This is a genomic window from Ruegeria sp. F11, from assembly GCF_056533855.1.
Window position 1 is genome coordinate 81,214 of the sequence record NZ_JBQFOW010000009.1, and the last position, 19,008, is coordinate 100,221.

The window sequence follows — 19,008 nt, forward strand, 5'->3', positions numbered from 1 at the left end:
CATGATCCTCGAAAGATCAGAGGACACCCATGCGCAAGTTCCTAGTAGTTCTGGATGACAGCCGCGAATGCCTGAACGCCATGCGCTTTGCCGCGATGCGCGCAGCCCATACCGGCGGTGGTGTGACGATCCTGTCGGTCATTCCCCCCGATGAGTTCAATCACTGGATCGGCGTCGCCGAGGTCATGCGCGAAGAAGCGCGCGAACGTATACACGCCCATTTCGAGGTGTTTGCGAAATGGATGCGCGACAAGCAGAGCGTGGAACCCGAACTGGCCATCCGCGAGGGCGACCCGGTTCCGCAGATCATCGAACACGTTCAGTCCGACTCGGAAATCGGCGTTCTGGTTCTGGGGGCCGGCACCGACAAGAAAGGCCCCGGCCCTCTGGTCACGCAGTTGACGCGCAACTCGGGCAGCCTGCCGATTCCGATCACCATCGTGCCCGGTGATCTGAGTAAGGAAAAGCTGGAAGAAATCACCTGAGGTCTGGCGATGGGCGCAACGGTTCAGTTCTGGTTCGAATTTGCCTCGACCTATTCCTATCTGAGCGCGATGCGCATCGAACGGCTTGCGGCGGACAAGGGTGTTTCCATTGACTGGCAACCGTTCTTGCTGGGGCCGATCTTTGCCGAACAGGGGTGGAATAACTCTCCGTTCAACATCTACCCCGCCAAGGGGCGTTATATGTGGCGCGACATGGAACGCTTATGCGCCGAACGGGGGTTGCCGTTCCACCAGCCCGATCCTTTTCCGCAAAACGGCCTGCACGCGGCGCGCCTGACCCTGGCGATTGACCATGCCGACCACCGCGCGGCATTCGTGCGGGCGGTTTACGCGGCGGAGTTTGGGCAAGGCCGGATCATCTCGGATGTCGATGTGCTTGGCGATTGCCTGGGCACAGCGGGTTTGCCTTTGGACCTGATGGAGCGTGCAAAGGACCCGGTGATCAAAGCCGCCTTGTTTGATCAGACCACGCGCGCCAAGGAAAACGACCTGTTCGGCGCACCCAGCTTTCTGGTCGGCGGCGAGCTGTTCTGGGGCGATGACCGGCTTGAGAGCGCAATAAATCACGCCGCATCACTTTAGAACCGTTCCAAATCTTGACTTCCCAAGCGCCTGCCCGCATATCAGGGGCACCTTAGACGGAGCTGTCCTCATGTTCATTCAGACCGAATCCACCCCGAACCCGGCGACCCTGAAGTTTTTGCCCGGCCAAACGGTGCTTGAGGCCGGAACTGCGGACTTTCCAACCGCCGAGGCCGGGGAAAAATCCCCGCTCGCCAAGCGCATCTTTTCGGTCAACGGCGTCACCGGCGTGTTTTTCGGCAATGATTTCGTCACCGTGACCAAAGCTGATGGCGTGGATTGGGACCATATCAAACCCGCGATCCTTGGGGCCGTGATGGAGCACTACCAGTCCGGTCAGCCGGTCATGGGTGCTGGAGCCGAAACCGCCTCGGGCCATGCCGAACATACCGGTGAGGATGTTGAAATCGTCAACCAGATCAAAGACCTGCTGGACAGTCGCGTACGTCCGGCGGTGGCTCAGGACGGCGGCGACATCACCTTCCACGGGTTTGATCGCGGCGTGGTCTATCTGCACATGCAGGGGGCTTGTGCCGGCTGCCCGTCTTCGACTCTGACGCTGAAAATGGGCATCGAGAACCTGCTGCGCCACTACATCCCCGAAGTGACCGAGGTGCGCCCCGTTGCCGTCTGACGCAACGATATTGGCATTCGACACATCGGCCGCGCATTGCGCGGCCGCTTTGTTGCGGGGAGGTGACATCGTGATCTCCCGCGCCGAGGCAATGTCGCGCGGGCAGGCGGAACGGCTGATGCCCCTGCTGGAAGAGGTGTTGGCCGAGGCAGATTGCACATGGCGGGATCTGAACGCGATCGGCGTTGGCGTCGGCCCCGGTAACTTCACCGGCATCCGCATCTCGGTCTCGGCGGCGCGGGGTCTTGCCCTTGGGCTGGGCGTTCCGGCGGTTGGCGTCTCGGGGTTCGACGCCCTCACCGAGCTTGCCCCTCAAGGGCAGCTTGCCGCCATTTCCGCACCGCGCGATCAGGTCTATGTGCAGATGCCCGAGACTGCGCCGCGCCTGCTACCGAAGGCCGACGCGGAATTATTGGGAACCCTCTATTTCAACAACGACCCGACCCGACAGGCGCAGGCCATCGCCCGGATTGCCGCACAGCGCTGGTCTGATACGCAAACCCCTCCGGCCCCGCTTTATGTGCGCCCGGCGGATGCCGCGCCGTCCAGCGATGTGCCCCCGGCGCTTCTGGACGGATGACCCCGCAGGAGATGGCCCTGATCCACGCCGCCGCTTTCACGCAGGCGCGCCCGTGGACGACTGAGGAATTCACCGAACTCTTGGCCAACCGTTTCACTCATGCGGTGGGCGACTCACACGCCTTCGCCCTGTTCCAGGTCATCGCGGATGAGGCCGAGTTGCTGACTATCGCGACTCACCCCGCCCATCAGCGGCAAGGTTTGGCACGACGCTGCATGGAAACCTGGCATGCGCATGCTGCAGAGCTGGGCGCGCGCCGCGCGTTTCTTGACGTAGCGGCAGACAATTCTGCCGCCATCGCACTGTATAAACGCTGCAATTATAGCCCCTGCGGCCTGCGCAAAGGCTACTACGCCCGCAAAACCGGCGAAAACTGTGATGCCATCGTCATGGAACGCAACCTACCCTGACAGCAAATTCATGTTTTTCGACCATCTGGTCAAAAACCATTTGACCCTTCCTGTTGCAAACGTCCTTAATTCCCGCCATCACAACGGTTATGCTCGCTCTGAGTGGGTAAACGGGGCTATCTTGGCCCGGAACCGACAAAAACCAACGGGAGTATCAAATGACCCTGATGAAATCTTTGATGGGCGCGGCCGCTGCGGTTGCAATGACGGCTGGCGCAGCTTTGGCCGAACCGGCCCTGATTTTTGACCTGGGCGGAAAGTTCGACAAGTCGTTCAACGAAGCCGCCTATAATGGCGCGAAGCGTTGGGCGGACGAGACCGGCGGCACTTACCGCGAGATCGAAATGCAATCCGAAGCCCAGCGTGAACAGGCCCTGCGCCGTTTCGCCGAGGCCGGTTCGAACCCGATCATCACCATGGGTTTTGGCATGGCTGATCCGCTCGGCGCCGTTGCCCCGGACTACCCTGACACCACTTTTGTTGTGGTCGATGTGACATGGCTGGACGCGCCGAACGTGCGCCAGGTGGGCTTTGCCGAGCATGAGGGTTCGTACCTGGTTGGCATGATGGCCGCGATGGCCTCGAAATCGGGCACCGTCGGCTTCATCGGCGGTATGGACGTTCCGCTGATCCGCCATTTCGGCTGCGGCTACGCACAAGGGGCCAAGGCGGTTAATCCGGATATCAACGTGGTCGCCAACATGACCGGCACCACGCCGGCTGCTTGGAATGACCCGGTGAAGGGGTCTGAACTGACCAAGGCGCAGATCAGCCAGGGCGCTGACGTGATCTATGCTGCCGCAGGCGGCACCGGCGTGGGCGTTCTGCAGACCGCCGCCGACGAAGGTATCCTGTCGATCGGCGTGGACAGCAACCAGAACCACCTGCACCCCGGCAAGGTCCTGACCTCGATGCTGAAACGCGTGGACGTTGCCGTTTACGAGGCCATGAAGGCAGGTGACAGTGTTGAAACCGGCGTGTTCACCATGGGTCTGGCCGAAGATGGCGTTGGCGTCGCCATGGACGACAACAACAAAGAGCTTGTCACGGTTCAGATGAGCGATGCGGTTGATGCCGCGCGCAAGGGCATCATTGATGGCGACATTTCCGTCGTCAGCTACTACGAGAACGACAGCTGCCCGGCACTGCAGTTCTGATCTCATGCAGGGCGGGGGCTTCGGCCTCCGCCCTGCCTTCCACTCAGCCGCGATCGGCGCGGCCCTTTCGGCAACTGAGGACAAGACATGACCGTCCCCGCCATTGAGCTCAAAGGGATTTCCAAAGCCTTTGGGCCGGTTCAGGCCAACAAAGACATCTCGATCAGCGTCGCCCCGGGTACGATCCACGGGATCATCGGTGAGAATGGCGCGGGCAAATCCACGCTGATGAGCATCCTCTACGGCTTCTACAAGGCTGATAAAGGCGAGATCTGGATCAACGGGACCCGGACAGACATCCCCGACAGCCAGGCGGCGATTGCTGCGGGTATCGGGATGGTGTTCCAGCATTTCAAACTGGTGGAAAACTTCACCGTTCTGGAGAACATCGTTCTGGGGGCCGAGGATGGCGGGCTGCTGGCCCCGTCGCTGGCCAAGGCCCGGAAAGAACTGAAAGAGCTCGAGGAAGAATACGAGCTGTTCGTCGACCCCGACAAGCGCATCGACGAGATCGGCGTGGGCATGCAGCAGCGGGTCGAGATCCTCAAGGCGCTGTACCGCAAGGCCGAGATTCTGATCCTTGACGAGCCCACCGGCGTGCTGACCCCCGCCGAGGCGGATCAGCTGTTCCGCATCCTCGACCGGCTGCGGTCCGAGGGCAAGACGATCATCGTGATCACGCATAAACTGCGCGAGATCATGGAAAACACCGACACCGTGTCGGTGATGCGCCGGGGTGAGATGACGGCCACGGTCAAAACCTCCGAGAACAGCCCCGAACATCTCGCCGAGCTGATGGTGGGACGCAAGGTGCTGCTGCAGGTCGACAAGGTACCCGCGCGGCCGGGCAAGCCGGTTCTCGAGGTCGAAAACCTGCGCGTGTTCGATCAGGCCGGGGTTGAGCGGGTCAAAGGCATCGACCTGACCGTCCGCGCCGGTGAGATCGTGGGCATTGCCGGAGTTGCCGGAAACGGTCAGTCGGAACTGCTGGAAGTTCTGGGCGGGATGCGCCCCGGTCAGGGCACAATCCGGCTGAACGGCGCACCGCTGGCCCTCAGCGGGCAGGGATCAGACGGGCAGGCACGACGGGCGCAGGGCATTGCCCATGTGCCCGAGGATCGCCAACGCGAAGGCCTGATCATGGATTTTCACGCCTGGGAAAACGTCGCCTTTGGCTATCACCGCGACCCCGCTTACAAGCGCGGCATTTTCATGGACAACGCCGCCCTGCGCGCCGACACAGACGCCAAGATCGAGAAATTCGACGTCCGCCCCCCGAATGGCTGGTTAGCGGCCAAAAGCTTTTCAGGCGGTAACCAGCAGAAGATCGTCGTCGCGCGCGAGATCGAGCGCAACCCCGACCTGCTGCTGGTCGGCCAACCGACGCGCGGCGTGGATATCGGTGCGATTGAGTTCATTCACAAACAGATCGTCGCCCTGCGCGACCAGGGCAAGGCGATCCTGCTGGTCTCGGTGGAACTGGAGGAAATCTTCTCGCTGTCCGACCGGATCGCAGTGATGTTTGACGGGCATATCATGGGCGAGCGCCTGCCCGACGAGACGGATGAGAAAGAACTGGGCCTGCTGATGGCCGGTGTTGCGGGTGAGGCCGCGTAAGATATGGATAAGATGCCAAAATGGGCCGATGTGGTTCTGATCCCGCTGATCAGTCTGATCCTGGCCGCCATCCTTTCAGCGCTGGTGATCCTCGCCATCGGTGAAAACCCGGTCGAGGCGGTGAACCTGATGGTCACCGGCGCGTTGGGGTCGACCTATGGCTGGGGCTACACGCTGTATTACGCCACCAATTTCATGTTCACCGGGCTGGCGGTGGCCGTGGCCTTTCACGCCCGGCTGTTCAACATCGGCGGCGAGGGTCAGGCGATGCTGGGCGGGCTGGGCGTTGCGATGGTCTGCCTGTACATCCCATGGCCACATTGGAGCATCGCCCTGCTGGCCGCCTGTATCGGGTCGATGATCTTTGGCGCAGCATGGGCGGCGATCCCGGCCTATCTGCAGGCCAAGCGCGGCAGCCATATCGTGATAACCACGATCATGTTCAACTTCATCGCGGCCGCTTTCCTGAACTACATGCTGGTCAACGTGATGCGCCCGCAGGGCTCGCAGGACCCGGCCACAGCGCGGTTCCCCGAGGCTGTGCATCTACCGACCTTCCAGTCAATGTTCTCGACCGCTGAAAACGTGATGTTCCGGGGGGCACCTGCCAATATCTCGTTCTTTGTGGCGATCCTGGCCTGTGTCGTCGTCTGGGCGCTGATCTGGCGCACCCGGCTGGGCTATGAAATCCGCGCCTATGGCCATTCGGAAACCGGCGCGGTCTATGCGGGCATCTCACCGGTTCGGATCACCATCATCGCCATGCTGATATCGGGCGCGCTGGCCGGTCTGATGGCGATCAACAACGTGATGGGTGAGGCAGAGCGGCTGGTCCTGAACTCGACCGAAGGGGCGGGCTTTATCGGAATTGCCGTGGCGTTGATGGGGCGATCGCATCCCTTCGGCGTGTTTCTGGCGGCACTGCTGTTCGGGTTCCTGTATCAGGGCGGCGCGGAACTGGCGCTTTGGACCTCGATCCCGCGCGAGCTGATCGTGGTGATTCAGGCGTTGGTGATCCTGTTCACCGGAGCGCTGGACAATATGGTGCGCATGCCGCTTGAGAAGCTGTTTCTGAGCCTGCGGAAAGGGGCAGAGTGATGGAGTTTTTCTTAACACTCATCCAGATCCTCGATTCGACCATCCGTCTGGCCACGCCGTTGCTACTGGCCTGTCTGGCCGGTCTTTATTCCGAACGCGCGGGCATTTTCGACATCGGGCTTGAGGGCAAGATGCTGATGTCGGCCTTCTTCTCTGCCGCCGTGGCCGCCGTGACCGGGTCGGTCTGGCTGGGTCTGCTGGCAGGCATCGCGGCCTCGTTGGTTTTGTCGGCGCTGCACGGGTTCGCCTCTATCACGTTCCGGGGCAATCAATTGATCTCGGGCGTGGCGATCAACTTTCTGGCCTCTGGCCTGACGGTGTTGATTGCCCAAAGCTGGTTCCAGCAGGGGGGGCGCACCCCGTCGCTGTTTGGCGGCGGGCGCTTTGAATCCGCCGAGTTTCCCTATGCCATTGGCCCCGAGGACGCGGAACTGAGCGGACGTTCGGTCTCGGACCTGATGTCCGAGGCGAACCCGCTCCAGTTGATTTATTCCGAACTGCTGTCCGGGCACTCGATTCTTGTTTATGCCGCCTTCCTGATGGTGCCGCTCACCTGGTGGATCCTGTTCCGCACCCGGTTCGGCCTGCGCTTGCGCGCCGTGGGCGAAAACCCCGCAGCGGTGGATACCGCCGGTGTGTCGGTGGTCGGCCTGCGCTATGCCGCCGTCGCCATTTGCGGTGTGCTGTGCGGTATCGCCGGGGCGTATCTGGCAACCGCCCTGCAAGCCGGGTTCGTCAAGGAAATGACCGCAGGCCGAGGCTTTATCGCGCTGGCGGCGTTGATCTTCGCGAAATGGCGGCCATGGCATGCCATGGGGGCTTGCCTGTTGTTCGGGCTGCTGCAGGCGGTGGCGCTGCGATTCCAGAACATCGACCTGGGCGGCGTGATCATTCCGGTGCAGGTCATGGACGCCCTGCCCTACATTCTAACCGTGGTGATTCTGGCAGGCTTCGTGGGCAAGGCCATCCCGCCGCGCGCGGGCGGGGAGCCCTACGTAAAGGAACGGTGATAAGTCCAGTTCCGAACCAAAATTCGGTCCTGTTCGCTGCAGAGCGGCATGCAGTGTTGATTTTGCATGTCGCAACCGTTCTAAAGGGGTATGCGTGTGTCCCCTTTGCCATTCGGGTTCAAAAAGCATCTGGGTAAGGCGGGTTGCGCACCCCCCGAACCGCGGCGCTATTTGCATGCCGCCTGTAACAATTTTGGATTCAGCTTTGCCGCGCCCCCCGCCGGTTCAGGGCTTGGTTAAGAGACACTATGCAGATTTACCTTCCGATCGCCGAAGTCTCTGTGAACGCCTTTTTGCTGTTGGGGCTCGGCGGTATGGTGGGCATCCTTTCGGGCATGTTCGGGGTTGGCGGCGGCTTTCTGATGACGCCGCTTTTGTTCTTCATCGGCATCCCCCCCGCCGTCGCCGTTGCGACCGAGGCCAACCAGATTGTGGCCTCGTCCTTCTCGGGCGTGCTGGCACATTTCCGACGAAGAACTGTGGATTTCAGGATGGGAACGGTCCTGCTGATCGGGGGGCTGATCGGGGCCGCGTTGGGGGTGGTTGTGTTCAACTACCTCAAAAGCCTGGGTCAGGTCGATCTGCTGGTCACGCTGTGCTACGTCGTCTTCCTTGGGGTCATCGGCAGCCTGATGTTCGTCGAAAGCCTGCGCACGCTGCGCAAGGCCAAGAAAGGCGGCGGCGCACCGCCAAAGCGGCGGCAGCGGGGCTGGGTGCACGCGATGCCGTTCAAGATGCGGTTTCGGACATCGGGGCTGTATATCTCGGTCATCCCGCCGGTTCTGGTCGGTCTGTGCGTCGGTGTCCTGTCGGCCATCATGGGTGTGGGCGGCGGCTTCATCATGGTGCCTGCGATGATCTATCTGCTGGGCATGCCGACCAAAGTGGTTGTCGGCACCTCGCTGTTTCAGATCATCTTCGTGACCGCTTTTACGACCATGCTGCACGCCACCACGAACTACACGGTGGATGTGGTTCTGGCGGTTCTGCTGCTGATCGGTGGCGTCGTAGGGGCGCAGTTCGGCACCGTGATCGGCTCGCGCATGCCGGCCGAGCAACTGCGCGTGCTGCTGGCGGCGCTGGTTCTGGTCGTCTGCGGAAAACTGGCGCTGGATTTGCTGCTTGAACCGTCCGAGCTGTTCTCGCTTGGGTCCGAGGGAGGGCACTGAGGATGCTGCGCGCGCTCATTGCCCTTTTGTGCCTGCTGGGCCAACCGGCCCTTGCGGTGGACGAACAGGTTGTTCTGGGCCTGAGCCAGGACCGTGTGGCCATCACCGCAAATTTCGACGGCTCGGAAATCCTGATTTTCGGCGCCATCAAACGCGAGGCCCCGATCCCGTCCGGCCCCCCGCTTGAGGTCATCGTGGCCGTCGCTGGCCCTTCCGAGCCGGTGATGGTGCGGCGCAAGGAACGCAAGCTGGGGATATGGGTCAATGCCGACAGTGTTCTGGTCGACTCGGCCCCCAGTTTTTATGCCGTCGCAACCAGCGGTCCGTTCAAAGAGATCCTCACCGATACCGAAGACTTGCGCTATCGGATATCCATCGAACGCGCCATCCGTTCGGTCGGCGCGGCCATGCATATTCGCGAGGCGCAGGACTTTGCCGAGGCGGTGGTGCGCATCCGCGAACATGAACACCTGTACTCGATCCGCGAAAACACCGTCGCGGTTGATGAACAGACCCTGTTCCGCACGTCCATCGACATGCCCGCCGACCTGACCGAAGGCGATTACAAGGCGCGTATTTTCCTGACCCGGGGCGGAGAGGTTGTGTCGCAATACGAAACCACCATCGACGTCCGCAAAGTCGGGTTAGAGCGGTTCCTTTACAACATGTCCCGCCAGCAACCGGTCTGGTACGGTCTGATGTCTCTGGTCATCGCCATCGCTGCCGGTTGGGGGGCCTCGACCGCGTTCCGCTTGCTGCGCGAGAAGTAACGCTAGCCCCGACCGATATAGGGCATGGTCGTGGCCATCACCGTCATGAACTGAACATTGGACTCGGGCGGCAAGTTGGCCATGTGCAGAACGGAGCGCGCCGCGTCTTCGACCGCCATCGTAGGGTCCGGCGTTCTGCCCTCGGCAATTGCTGTATCGACCAGATCCTGAACCATCGGCGTGCGGGCATTGCCGATGTCGATCTGACCACAGGCGATGTTCAACTCGCGCCCATCCAGCGACAAGCTGCGGGTCAGCCCGGTGATCGCATGTTTAGTGGCCGAATAATGCACCGAATTGGGGCGCGGCACGTGGGCGGCGATAGACCCGTTATTGATGATGCGCCCACCCTGAGGGCTCTGGTTGCGCATGATCCGAAACGCCTCACGCGCGCTCAGGAACATGCCGTTCAGGTTGACGTTGACGCTTTGATACCAATCGTCCAGCGCGATCTCGTCGATCTTGCCGCCTGGTGCGAAGATGCCCGCATTGTTGAACAGAACGTCCAGCCTGTCGGCCCGGTTCGAGAAGGACCGGAACGCCCGCGCAACCGCAACCGGGTCGGTCACATCCGCGACCAGAGGGATCGCGGTCGAATGCGCCTTGGCCATTTCCGTCAGCTTGTCTTCGCTTCGCGCCAGCAGGCCAACTGTCCAGCCTTCGGCCAGAAAAAGCTCGGCCGTGGCGCGCCCGATACCGGAACTTGCGCCGGTTACGATTATGGTTTTCATGTCTCTTCCGCCTCCAATGTCAATGACGCCGCAGGAACCGCGCGCAGATCATCCACCAGCAGCGGATGCGTGGGTTTCGCCAACCGGTTGCGCACCACCCAGATCAGCCGTTCCTGCGCGCGGGTGATGGCGACATAAGCCAGCCGTTTCCACAAGGGTTGGCCCGCCTCGGTCCGGCCCATGCGGGCGGCGGCGTAAATATCGGGGGCAAAGACCTGCACCGTGTCCCATTGCGAGCCCTGCGCCTTGTGGATGGTCACCGCCGCGCCGTGCAGGAATGTGGCCCCCATGCGGGCCGCGTAGGGAATGAACGGCTCTTCTTCATCCGGTTTTTCGATCTTCACGATCGAGGCCGCGCTAACCTGCGGGTCCTCGGCCCCCATCACGTGCAGACGGGAAAAGCCGGGCTTTCGCCCCGGCCCCAGATAGATGACCTGAGCACCCTTGATCAGGCCGCGCGCCTCAAGGTCGAGTCGCTTTTTCCGGTGCTTCAACGGCAATTCAATGCCGTCGCAGATCAGCGGCTCGCCCTCCAGCAACTCGGTATCCGGCGCGCCGTGCACCTGACGGAAGGCCTGGATCAACCGAATGCGCGTCGCGTTGCGCCAAACCAGAACCGGGCTGCGGGCCATCAGGTCAACCTCGACCCGCTGGCCCCAGACCACGCGATCATCGCGGCGGGCGGTGTCTTCGACCAGACGTTCGAAATCCTCGAACCCCATCGCCGGATCGGCCAGCTCGTGCGCCAAATCGAGGATAGGGTTGTCCGCATCCTGCCGGTGCACCCGGTGCAGGGTCAGCTTGCGGGGATCGGGCAAGCCCTCAAACACCATCGACCCGGACTGATTGACCGGGGCCAACTGCGCCGGATCGCCGAACAGCAGCAGGGTGGGAAAGATTTCCTGCAGATCCTCGAACTGCCGGTCGTCCAGCATCGAGGCCTCATCGACAAAGCCGATATCCAGCGGCTCATCCCGGCGTTTCCAGCCGGTGATAAAGTCCGATCCGCGCAGACCGGCAGCGGCCAGAGCGCCCGGAATGGACTTGTTGTTCGCGTAAAAGGCAGCGGCCCGGTCCAGCGCTTCATCGGTCAGGCCTTCGATCTCGGGCCGGTCGTCATTGCCGGCCAGCCATTCAGCGATGCGTTCATATTCCGGGTCATAAACCGGAGTATAGAGAATGCGGTGAATAGTCGTGGCAGGCACGCCGCGCAACCGCAACACGCTGGCGGCCTTGTTGGTCGGGGCCAAAATCGCAAGGCTGCGCTTATCCCGCGATTTCCGGCTTTCAAAATCGCCCGAGACGATCTGGACGCCCGTCTCAGCCAACGCCTTGTAAAGCTCGGCCAGCAACAGCGTCTTGCCCGAACCGGCCTTGCCGATCACCGCCATTGTGCCCGACTTCCCGCCTCCCGGCAGCTTCAGCAGGGCGTCATCTTCCAGGTCAACACCGGCAGCGCGCAGCATCTCGGCAATGCTGTCAAAAGCGGCGGCCTGATCGTCAGAGAAAGTCACATTTGGCAAGGACATGGCGCGACCCTACAGGGCCGCGCCAGCGTTCACCAGATGCGGATTTGCGAAATCCGGCCGTTCACGCAGACAGCGCAAACCGGTGTTGCCGACCCGCGCCAAATGCGGTGTTGAACCACAGGTGCGACAGCTCGCGCGGGATGCCCGCACGCTCGGCCACGCGGTTGCAATCGTCGGCGGAATAGGGCCACAGGCCCACTGATATCTGATCACGCCCGGTGCCTTCGGTGCCCAGAACCTTGGGCGAAGAGCCGATCAGGCGATATATGCGGATCATGCGCGCGTCGAAGACGCCGGCGATGTGGGTCAGGCCGAAGCCTTCCATCATCTCGCCACCGCTCAGCATGATGGCCCCGGCGGTGTGCGGACTGGCGGTGCGAGACAGGCAGAAGCGCGTCACCTCCCAGATCAGAGGGCTGTGGATCGGTTTGCCGCCGGTCAGGTGGCCAAAGACCTCATTAACCATAACCGGCCCGGTCGTCGGCAGAACCCGCATCGAGCCGCCATGGCTGCCGTCCGCTTCTTCCCAAATGACGTAAAGCGGGTTGAGGTCATCGTACTGATCCCGCTCTTCCCCCTTGTCATTGACCTGGACATCCCACCCCAAGCGGGTTTTGAACTGATCCGCCCGGTCCCTGAACATCCCCTCGGCCAATACCGGAAATTTGTGCAACTCATCAGCATAGAGATAGCGCAACATGTCTTGTTCCCCTTGTCGTCCTGTGAAGGAACGAAGGGGGTACAAGCGCGTGGTTAATTTCCCGTTCGAAGGGCGTACGCCCGTTAAACGACTATTAATCCCCGGCTGAGGGCCGTTGCGATGGCATGAGTGGTATTTTGCGCGCCCAGCTTCGAGCGCGCGCTTTCGATATAAACCCGCAATGTATGCTCGGAAATCGACAGGGAATGGGCCACCTGCGCCCGGCTGTAGCCCAGCGCCAGCAGCGTCATCGCGTCAATTTCGCGGGGCGACAGGCTGCGCGGGGCGTCGGGTTGCCTGTCCACCTCGAATTCCAGCGCCTTGCGGTTAATGTAGTGCGCCACCAGGATCAGTTCGCGCCCATAGGTGGCGATGAAATCGGCCCAGACCTGATCGCTGCAGGAATGATTGACGGTGAACAGCGCGAATTGGCCATTGGGGCCGCGGATCGGGATCGAATAACCCTGATTGCCAACCCCATGGCTGCGCGCATCCTGCAAAAACGCCTTGGCAACCTTTCCCGACCAGTCCAGCGATTTCCAGTCCACCGGATGAAACCGCTGGAAACAGCCCAAGATTACGGGGTCAATTCTGTGGTAATTCTTGTCCCGATACCGGTCCTCCCAGGCATCGGAATAGGTGGTGCAGCCGTATTGGTCCCCGGCGCCATCCACCCAGTGATATGTCAGATGTTCGACCTTCAGCCGGTCCCGTAGTCGAACAGCAACGCCAGTGAGTTCATCAAGCGTGTTGGTGTTTTCCAAATCCTGCAGGATTTGACTCAAATCGAGTTCTGTTCCCATGCGCGGGCGTCTGTGCCTCATCCTTCATGGACGCAATCTCGGCCGCTGCGATCAGCTTTGTGTCATCAAGCTGTTCCGCAAGCGTCGTTAACCCATTCGCAACAGCGAAAGCGTTAAGGTCCGACAAAACGTCCAATATCCAATCATTTTGCGCCATCAGGGTCTCACTGAATTAGTTAACGAAGGGTTAACACAACCATAACATGTGCCATGTTTATTGGCATATTCGCTGGTTTCTACTCCCCAAAAACAGCGGGGCAGATTTTTGTAAGGCCTTGAAAACGGGCAGGACCCAAATCAAGCGCAAAACACCCGCAAACCGGCGTCGCGGTCTGCGGGTGTCAGGATCAACAACTGAAGCGTGTGTCAGCCCGCGTCCAGAACTTCTTCAAGCGTGCGCAGCCCGGTCCGGGGCGATTGCACCAGCACCGACATGTTGCCCGGCTTATGCTCGTTGCGCATCATCTTCATATGCGCCTCAGGGAGGTCGTTCCATGTGAAGACTTCGGACATGCAGGGGTCTAGACGACGCTCGACCATCAACTTGTTCGCGGCCGAGGCCTGTTTCAGATGAGCGAAGTGCGAGCCCTGCAGGCGTTTCTGATGCATCCACATGTAGCGCACGTCGAACGTACAGTTGAACCCCGAGGTTCCAGCACAGATCACAACCATGCCGCCCTTCTTGACCACAAAGGTCGAAACAGGGAAGGTGCTTTCGCCAGGGTGCTCGAACACCATATCGACATTGTTGCCCTTGCCGGTAATATCCCAGATCGCCTTGCCGAACTTGCGCGCCTCTTTGAACCACTCGGCATATTCCGGGGTGTTCACGGTGGGCAGTTGTCCCCAGCAGTTAAAGTCCCGACGGTTCAGAACGCCCTTGGCCCCCAGCCCCATAACAAAGTCACGCTTGCTTTCGTCCGAGATCACGCCAATCGCATTCGCACCTGCCGTGTTGATCAACTGGATCGCATACGAGCCCAGCCCGCCCGACGCGCCCCAAACCAGAACATTCTGGCCGGGTTTCAGATCATGCGGCTCATGCCCGAACAGCATACGGTATGCTGTGGCGAGGGTCAGGGTGTAGCATGCCGCCTCTTCCCAGGTCAGGTGCTTGGGACGCGGCATAAGCTGTTGGGCCTGCACGCGGGTGAACTGGCTGAATGAGCCATCCGGCGTCTCATAGCCCCAGATGCGCTGGCTGGTGGAATACATCGGATCGCCGCCGTTGCATTCCTCGTCATCGCCATCGTCCTGGTTGCAATGGATGACAACCTCGTCGCCTACCTTCCAGCGCTTCACCTTGTCGCCCACGGCCCAGACGATGCCCGAGGCATCCGAACCGGCAATGTGATAAGGCGCTCTGTGGCCGTCGAACGGGCTGATCGGCTGGCCCAGCGCGGCCCAGACGCCGTTATAGTTGACGCCAGCGGCCATCACCAGAACCAGCACCTCGTTGCTGTCCAGTGCCGGAACATCGACAACTTCCTGCTGCATGGCCGTGATCGGCTCGCCATGGCGTTCCTTGCGGATGGCCCATGCGTACATCTGTTTGGGCACAAACCCCATCGGAGGGATTTCCCCCATTTCATAGAGGTCTTTCTCGGGTGCCTCGTACGACGCGATACCGCTTTCGGTGTCCAAAGCCATGCTGGCCTCCTCTTTCTCTCTCATTGCTTTTGCCGCGACGCAGAATCGCAGGCTTCATATGATGGGATATTGGCCGTTGCGCAACAATGCAACCGTTTTTGGTGCAAAATTGTAATTTTATGACCCAGCAGGTGCAGAATTTTCTTTTGCAGGTGCGGCGCCAGCCAATTTCAACCGGTCCGGGACCGATGCAGCATAGTATTCCAGCAAGTCCGTGCGCTGACCGGACAGCAACAGAACATCCCCCTGCCGGAGCAGCATCCGGCGTTCAACCAGGATGTCGAGAGCGGCAGAGACCGCCTCAGCATAAGCTGCCGGTTGGGTGTTGTCCTGATCCAGCATAGCTTCGATCTGCGCCTGTGCATCAGACACTGACATGGTCTGGTTATCCCGCAGCAACGCGCAGGCCGCAGGCACGGGAACCACCGGGATGGCCCGGCCTAGACGGCGCATCAGTTCGCGCGCAAGGTCGGTCATCACGTCCTCGCCATTGCCCGCGCGAAACTCCCGCAACGAGATCGGCATGCCATAGCGGACCGAGGCCACCCCGAACCGTTTGTACCGCCCAATCAGCCTGCGCCAGAGCTGCTTCAGTATCCAACCGGTGATGACCCCGATCCGGGCCCGGAACCGCCGCTCGGACCCGAGCGCCGCGCGGGTCAGAATGGTATCCTCCAGCACCCGGTCGTAATTCAGCGCCACCGGCACAAACACCACGTCCCGCCCATCGGGCGAGGTTCCGTCCATGATGTATTTCAGCAATCCAAGCTTCGGGCGACCCAACGCCCCGGTCAGGCTCAGGCCGCCTTCGGGAAACATGGCTTGCGTCACACCGGCCTCGGTCGCGTGGCGCACATAGCTGGCCAGCACTTGACGATAAAGCTCGTTGCCCGACTTGCGGCGGATAAAATAAGCCCCCATCGCCCTTATCAGGCGGCTTAGCGGCCAGACCCGCGCCCATTCACCCACCGCATAAGACAGCGCCGATTGCTGTGCCGCCAGATAGGTCACCAGCACATAATCCATGTTGCTACGGTGGTTCATGACAAAGACAACCGTAGCGTCTGGATCGATGTCTTTCACCGCCGCTTCGTCTTCGTAGCTCAGGCGCACGTCATAGAACGTGTTGCTCAGCAGGCGCGCCAGACGGATGGCGAAGCTGAAATAGGCAAAGGCCGAGAAAGACGGCACAATCTCGCGCGCATAGCGGCGCGCCTTTTCCGAGGCGACGCCTTCGGGGATGCCTTCCTCCAGCGCATGTTGCTGCACCGCCTGCCCCACTTGGGGGTCATAGATCAGCCGCTGGATCATGTCGTGACGGCGTGCCAGTTTGAATGGCTGGATCGGCCGTTGCAGCCTTTTGTTCAGCCGCGACACCGCCCGTTCCAGACGACGCCGAAAGAACCAGCGCACCGACGGAAACAGAAAATGCGACGCGAACGTGACCGCGGCAAAGGTCACGATCAGCACGAAAAGCCAAAGCGGAAGTTCCACGGTCTGCGTCATGACTGCACACTGCCATCAATCGCGACCGCTCACAATCTGAACAATCTGGGAATGCCGCAACGCAGCGAATTGACATGTCCCGAAAATTGCGCTTTAGAGGCCTTGTACGTAATTTTGTTGCTCATCTGAAAAACGAGGCCCTTTATGACGCAGACGCAGAAAGATCGCCCCTGGCTCATCCGAACCTATGCCGGTCATTCTACCGCCAAGGCGTCGAACGAGCTGTATCGCGGCAATCTGGCCAAAGGTCAGACCGGCCTGTCGGTGGCCTTCGATCTGCCGACGCAAACCGGATATGACAGCGATCATACGCTGGCGCGGGGTGAGGTCGGCAAGGTGGGCGTGCCGATTTGCCATCTGGGCGACATGCGGGTGCTGTTCGATCAAATCCCGCTGGAGCAGATGAACACCTCGATGACGATCAACGCGACAGCGCCGTGGCTGTTGGCGCTGTATATAGCGGTGGCCGAGGAGCAGGGCGCGGACGTGTCCAAACTGCAGGGCACGGTTCAGAACGATCTGATCAAGGAATATCTGAGCCGGGGCACCTATGTCTGCCCGCCAAAGCCCTCGCTGAAGATGATCGCGGATGTGGCCGAGTATTGCTATTCCAACGTGCCGAAATGGAACCCGATGAACGTGTGTTCCTATCACCTGCAAGAGGCTGGCGCGACGCCCGAACAGGAACTGGCCTATGCGCTGGCCACCGCCATCGCTGTGCTGGACGAACTGCGGCCCCGAGTGCCTGCCGAGGATTTCCCCGCGCTGTGCGGTCGGATTTCCTTCTTCGTGAATGCAGGTATCCGCTTTGTCACCGAAATGTGCAAAATGCGCGCCTTTGTCGATCTTTGGGATGAAATCCTGCAACAACGCTATGGCGTTGAAGATTCCAAATTCCGCCGATTCCGCTATGGCGTTCAGGTGAACTCGCTTGGCCTGACCGAACAGCAGCCGGAAAACAACGTCTACCGCATCCTGATCGAGATGCTGGCCGTGACACTTTCCAAGAAAGCCCGCGCCCGCGCAGTGCAACTTCCCGCGTGGAACGAGGCGTTGGGCCTACCGCGTCCATGGGATCAGCAATGGTCGATGCGGATGCAGCAAATTCTGGCCTATGAAACCGACCTGCTGGAATATGGCGATCTGTTCGATGGAAACCCCGCCGTGGACGCCAAGGTCGAGGAACTGAAAGAGGGTGCCCGCGCTGAACTGGCCAACCTGGATTCGATGGGCGGCGCGGTCGTCTCTATCGAATACATGAAATCCCGGTTGGTGGATTCCAACGCCGAACGCCTAAACCGTATCGAGCGCAATGAAACGGTTGTGGTCGGCGTCAACAAATGGATCGAAGGTGAACCGTCGCCCCTGCAGACTGAAGATGGCGGCATCATGGTTGTCGATCCAGCGGTCGAGCAGGACCAGATCAACCGCCTGAACGAGTGGCGCGCCGAACGCGACGATGCAGAGGTCACGGCGGCTCTGGCAGCGCTGCGCGAGGCGGCGCAAACTGGGGCCAACGTGATGGAGCCGTCCATTGCCGCCGCCAAGGCCGGGGCCACCACCGGCGAATGGGCCGAGGAGATGCGCAAAGTCTACGGCACCTATCGCGGCCCAACGGGCGTGTCGGGGTCGGTCTCGAACAAGACCGAAGGGTTGGATGACCTGCGCGCCGCCGTCGATGCAGCCAGCGACCGGCTGGGCCGCCGCCTGAAATTCCTGGTCGGCAAGCCGGGGCTGGACGGGCATTCCAACGGAGCCGAACAGATCGCCTTCCGCGCCCGCGACTGTGGTATGGACATCAGCTACGAGGGCATTCGCCTGACGCCCGAGGAAATCGTCACCGCCGCGATCGAGGACGACGCGCATGTGATCGGTCTGTCGATCCTGTCGGGCAGTCATTTGCCTTTGGTTCAGGACGTCATGACCCGCCTGAAAGACGCGGGGCTGGCGCATATTCCGGTGATCGTTGGCGGCATTATTCCCGATGAAGACGCGGAAAAGTTGAAATCGATGGGCGTTGCGAAGATCTATACGCCCAAGAATTTCGAGTTGAATTCCATCATGGGGGACATCGTCACTCTGGTCGACCCGCAATCCATCGCGGCGGAATAACGAGCACTTTACCCTAATTCTCTGAATACCTATTTCCGATTAAACGGGAATGGAATATACCGGCATTTGCAATTCATACGGACAGGTATGTTTGCCGTGATTCAATACAGGTATGGAGAAGAATGATGGGGATCAATCTTGAAAGCATGTCGCGAAAAGAGCTTCTAAGTTTACGCGACAACGTTGAAAAAGCACTGGTAAGCGCCGAAAAACGCGAACGCCAGGAAGCACGGAAAGCCGCTGAAAAGGCCGCCGCTGAATTCGGATTTTCTCTGTCCGAATTGTCGGACGACGCACCGCGCAGCGCTAAGGGGTCAAAAGCAAAGGCAAAATATCGCAACCCCGCCGCGCCGGACCAGACCTGGACCGGTCGGGGTCGCAAACCGCAATGGGTTCATGATGCATTGAAATCGGGTGCAGATATTTCCGAGTTGGAAATCTAAA

General features: G+C 60.6%; 19 protein-coding genes. 13 read left to right on the plus strand and 6 right to left on the minus strand.

Annotation, left to right across the window (positions count from 1 at the left end; all coding sequences use genetic code 11):
• The first annotated feature begins 29 nt into the window (after nucleotides 1-29).
• The 11 genes from ACR0NJ_RS13280 (at nucleotide 30) to ACR0NJ_RS13330 (ending at nucleotide 9,533) form a co-directional block, all read left to right on the plus strand.
• A complete protein-coding gene (locus ACR0NJ_RS13280; RefSeq protein ID WP_480817615.1) occupies nucleotides 30-485 on the plus strand; it encodes a universal stress protein in 456 nt (151 codons plus the stop codon).
• A 9-nt stretch (nucleotides 486-494) separates the two neighbouring features.
• Nucleotides 495-1,088, plus strand: coding sequence for a DsbA family protein (locus tag ACR0NJ_RS13285; protein ID WP_480817616.1), 594 nt, complete (start codon nucleotides 495-497; stop codon nucleotides 1,086-1,088).
• Between the two features lie 70 nt (nucleotides 1,089-1,158).
• Nucleotides 1,159-1,722 (plus strand): NifU family protein, encoded by a 564-nt coding sequence (locus tag ACR0NJ_RS13290; protein ID WP_480817617.1) that lies wholly within the window; start codon nucleotides 1,159-1,161, stop codon nucleotides 1,720-1,722.
• Entirely contained in the window at nucleotides 1,712-2,302 is a 591-nt protein-coding gene (tsaB, locus tag ACR0NJ_RS13295; protein WP_480817618.1) for a tRNA (adenosine(37)-N6)-threonylcarbamoyltransferase complex dimerization subunit type 1 TsaB, read from the plus strand. The genes ACR0NJ_RS13290 and tsaB overlap by 11 nt, the downstream gene beginning before the upstream one ends.
• Entirely contained in the window at nucleotides 2,299-2,712 is a 414-nt protein-coding gene (locus ACR0NJ_RS13300; protein ID WP_480817619.1) for a GNAT family N-acetyltransferase, read from the plus strand. Before tsaB ends, ACR0NJ_RS13300 begins: the two co-directional genes overlap by 4 nt.
• 158 nt (nucleotides 2,713-2,870) lie before the next feature.
• Nucleotides 2,871-3,869, plus strand: a complete 999-nt coding sequence (locus tag ACR0NJ_RS13305; protein ID WP_480817620.1) for a BMP family lipoprotein — start codon at nucleotides 2,871-2,873, stop codon at nucleotides 3,867-3,869.
• 87 nt (nucleotides 3,870-3,956) lie between these two features.
• Nucleotides 3,957-5,486: an ABC transporter ATP-binding protein gene (locus tag ACR0NJ_RS13310; protein ID WP_480817621.1), complete on the plus strand. Its 1,530-nt coding sequence runs from the start codon at nucleotides 3,957-3,959 to the stop codon at nucleotides 5,484-5,486.
• Between the two features lie 3 nt (nucleotides 5,487-5,489).
• Complete coding sequence (locus ACR0NJ_RS13315) at nucleotides 5,490-6,584, plus strand: ABC transporter permease (RefSeq protein WP_480817622.1); 1,095 nt, start codon at nucleotides 5,490-5,492, stop codon at nucleotides 6,582-6,584.
• Nucleotides 6,584-7,594, plus strand: coding sequence for an ABC transporter permease (locus ACR0NJ_RS13320; RefSeq protein ID WP_480817623.1), 1,011 nt, complete (start codon nucleotides 6,584-6,586; stop codon nucleotides 7,592-7,594). Before ACR0NJ_RS13315 ends, ACR0NJ_RS13320 begins: the two co-directional genes overlap by 1 nt.
• A 248-nt stretch (nucleotides 7,595-7,842) precedes the next feature.
• A complete protein-coding gene (locus tag ACR0NJ_RS13325; protein WP_480817624.1) occupies nucleotides 7,843-8,763 on the plus strand; it encodes a sulfite exporter TauE/SafE family protein in 921 nt (306 codons plus the stop codon).
• A 2-nt stretch (nucleotides 8,764-8,765) separates the two neighbouring features.
• A complete protein-coding gene (locus tag ACR0NJ_RS13330; RefSeq protein WP_480817625.1) occupies nucleotides 8,766-9,533 on the plus strand; it encodes a TIGR02186 family protein in 768 nt (255 codons plus the stop codon).
• Nucleotides 9,534-9,535: 2 nt separating this feature from the next.
• Here the strand turns inward: ACR0NJ_RS13330 and ACR0NJ_RS13335 are convergent, their stop codons facing one another.
• From ACR0NJ_RS13335 to ACR0NJ_RS13360, 6 genes are all read right to left on the minus strand, one after another.
• Entirely contained in the window at nucleotides 9,536-10,264 is a 729-nt protein-coding gene (locus tag ACR0NJ_RS13335; protein WP_480817626.1) for an SDR family oxidoreductase, read from the minus strand.
• Nucleotides 10,261-11,793 (minus strand): ATP-dependent DNA helicase, encoded by a 1,533-nt coding sequence (locus ACR0NJ_RS13340; RefSeq protein WP_480817627.1) that lies wholly within the window; start codon nucleotides 11,791-11,793, stop codon nucleotides 10,261-10,263. The genes ACR0NJ_RS13335 and ACR0NJ_RS13340 overlap by 4 nt, the downstream gene beginning before the upstream one ends.
• Before the next feature lie 61 nt (nucleotides 11,794-11,854).
• Nucleotides 11,855-12,493 carry an acyl-homoserine-lactone synthase gene (locus tag ACR0NJ_RS13345; protein WP_480817628.1) on the minus strand — a complete coding sequence of 213 codons (639 nt, stop codon included), beginning with the start codon at nucleotides 12,491-12,493 and terminating at the stop codon, nucleotides 11,855-11,857.
• 83 nt (nucleotides 12,494-12,576) lie between these two features.
• Nucleotides 12,577-13,296, minus strand: a complete 720-nt coding sequence (locus tag ACR0NJ_RS13350; protein WP_480817629.1) for a helix-turn-helix transcriptional regulator — start codon at nucleotides 13,294-13,296, stop codon at nucleotides 12,577-12,579.
• 366 nt (nucleotides 13,297-13,662) lie between these two features.
• The gene (gene ccrA, locus ACR0NJ_RS13355; protein ID WP_480817630.1) at nucleotides 13,663-14,946 is read right to left on the minus strand and encodes a crotonyl-CoA carboxylase/reductase; all 1,284 of its coding nucleotides are present in this window, start codon (nucleotides 14,944-14,946) and stop codon (nucleotides 13,663-13,665) included.
• 117 nt (nucleotides 14,947-15,063) lie between these two features.
• Complete coding sequence (locus ACR0NJ_RS13360) at nucleotides 15,064-16,452, minus strand: 1-acyl-sn-glycerol-3-phosphate acyltransferase (protein WP_480817631.1); 1,389 nt, start codon at nucleotides 16,450-16,452, stop codon at nucleotides 15,064-15,066.
• 144 nt (nucleotides 16,453-16,596) lie between these two features.
• On the opposite strand from ACR0NJ_RS13360, the gene ACR0NJ_RS13365 reads away from it, so the two are divergent.
• Together ACR0NJ_RS13365 and ACR0NJ_RS13370 are read left to right on the plus strand one after the other, a co-directional pair.
• Nucleotides 16,597-18,564, plus strand: coding sequence for a protein meaA (locus tag ACR0NJ_RS13365; RefSeq protein WP_480817632.1), 1,968 nt, complete (start codon nucleotides 16,597-16,599; stop codon nucleotides 18,562-18,564).
• A 125-nt stretch (nucleotides 18,565-18,689) separates the two neighbouring features.
• Nucleotides 18,690-19,007 (plus strand): H-NS histone family protein, encoded by a 318-nt coding sequence (locus tag ACR0NJ_RS13370; RefSeq protein WP_480817633.1) that lies wholly within the window; start codon nucleotides 18,690-18,692, stop codon nucleotides 19,005-19,007.
• Nucleotide 19,008 lies beyond the last annotated feature (1 nt).

Coding starts and splice junctions, on each gene's coding strand:
- ACR0NJ_RS13305 (WP_480817620.1), top strand. CDS start 2,871: ATGACCCTGATGAAATCTTTGATGGGCGCGGCCGCTGCGGTTGCAATG.
- ACR0NJ_RS13290 (WP_480817617.1), top strand. CDS start 1,159: ATGTTCATTCAGACCGAATCCACCCCGAACCCGGCGACCCTGAAGTTT.
- ACR0NJ_RS13340 (WP_480817627.1), bottom strand. CDS start 11,793: ATGTCCTTGCCAAATGTGACTTTCTCTGACGATCAGGCCGCCGCTTTT.
- ACR0NJ_RS13335 (WP_480817626.1), bottom strand. CDS start 10,264: ATGAAAACCATAATCGTAACCGGCGCAAGTTCCGGTATCGGGCGCGCC.
- ACR0NJ_RS13325 (WP_480817624.1), top strand. CDS start 7,843: ATGCAGATTTACCTTCCGATCGCCGAAGTCTCTGTGAACGCCTTTTTG.
- ACR0NJ_RS13330 (WP_480817625.1), top strand. CDS start 8,766: ATGCTGCGCGCGCTCATTGCCCTTTTGTGCCTGCTGGGCCAACCGGCC.
- ACR0NJ_RS13360 (WP_480817631.1), bottom strand. CDS start 16,452: ATGACGCAGACCGTGGAACTTCCGCTTTGGCTTTTCGTGCTGATCGTG.
- ACR0NJ_RS13320 (WP_480817623.1), top strand. CDS start 6,584: ATGGAGTTTTTCTTAACACTCATCCAGATCCTCGATTCGACCATCCGT.
- ACR0NJ_RS13370 (WP_480817633.1), top strand. CDS start 18,690: ATGGGGATCAATCTTGAAAGCATGTCGCGAAAAGAGCTTCTAAGTTTA.
- ACR0NJ_RS13345 (WP_480817628.1), bottom strand. CDS start 12,493: ATGTTGCGCTATCTCTATGCTGATGAGTTGCACAAATTTCCGGTATTG.
- ACR0NJ_RS13300 (WP_480817619.1), top strand. CDS start 2,299: ATGACCCCGCAGGAGATGGCCCTGATCCACGCCGCCGCTTTCACGCAG.
- ACR0NJ_RS13365 (WP_480817632.1), top strand. CDS start 16,597: ATGACGCAGACGCAGAAAGATCGCCCCTGGCTCATCCGAACCTATGCC.
- ACR0NJ_RS13350 (WP_480817629.1), bottom strand. CDS start 13,296: ATGGGAACAGAACTCGATTTGAGTCAAATCCTGCAGGATTTGGAAAAC.
- ACR0NJ_RS13315 (WP_480817622.1), top strand. CDS start 5,490: ATGGATAAGATGCCAAAATGGGCCGATGTGGTTCTGATCCCGCTGATC.
- ACR0NJ_RS13310 (WP_480817621.1), top strand. CDS start 3,957: ATGACCGTCCCCGCCATTGAGCTCAAAGGGATTTCCAAAGCCTTTGGG.
- ACR0NJ_RS13285 (WP_480817616.1), top strand. CDS start 495: ATGGGCGCAACGGTTCAGTTCTGGTTCGAATTTGCCTCGACCTATTCC.
- ACR0NJ_RS13280 (WP_480817615.1), top strand. CDS start 30: ATGCGCAAGTTCCTAGTAGTTCTGGATGACAGCCGCGAATGCCTGAAC.
- ccrA (WP_480817630.1), bottom strand. CDS start 14,946: ATGGCTTTGGACACCGAAAGCGGTATCGCGTCGTACGAGGCACCCGAG.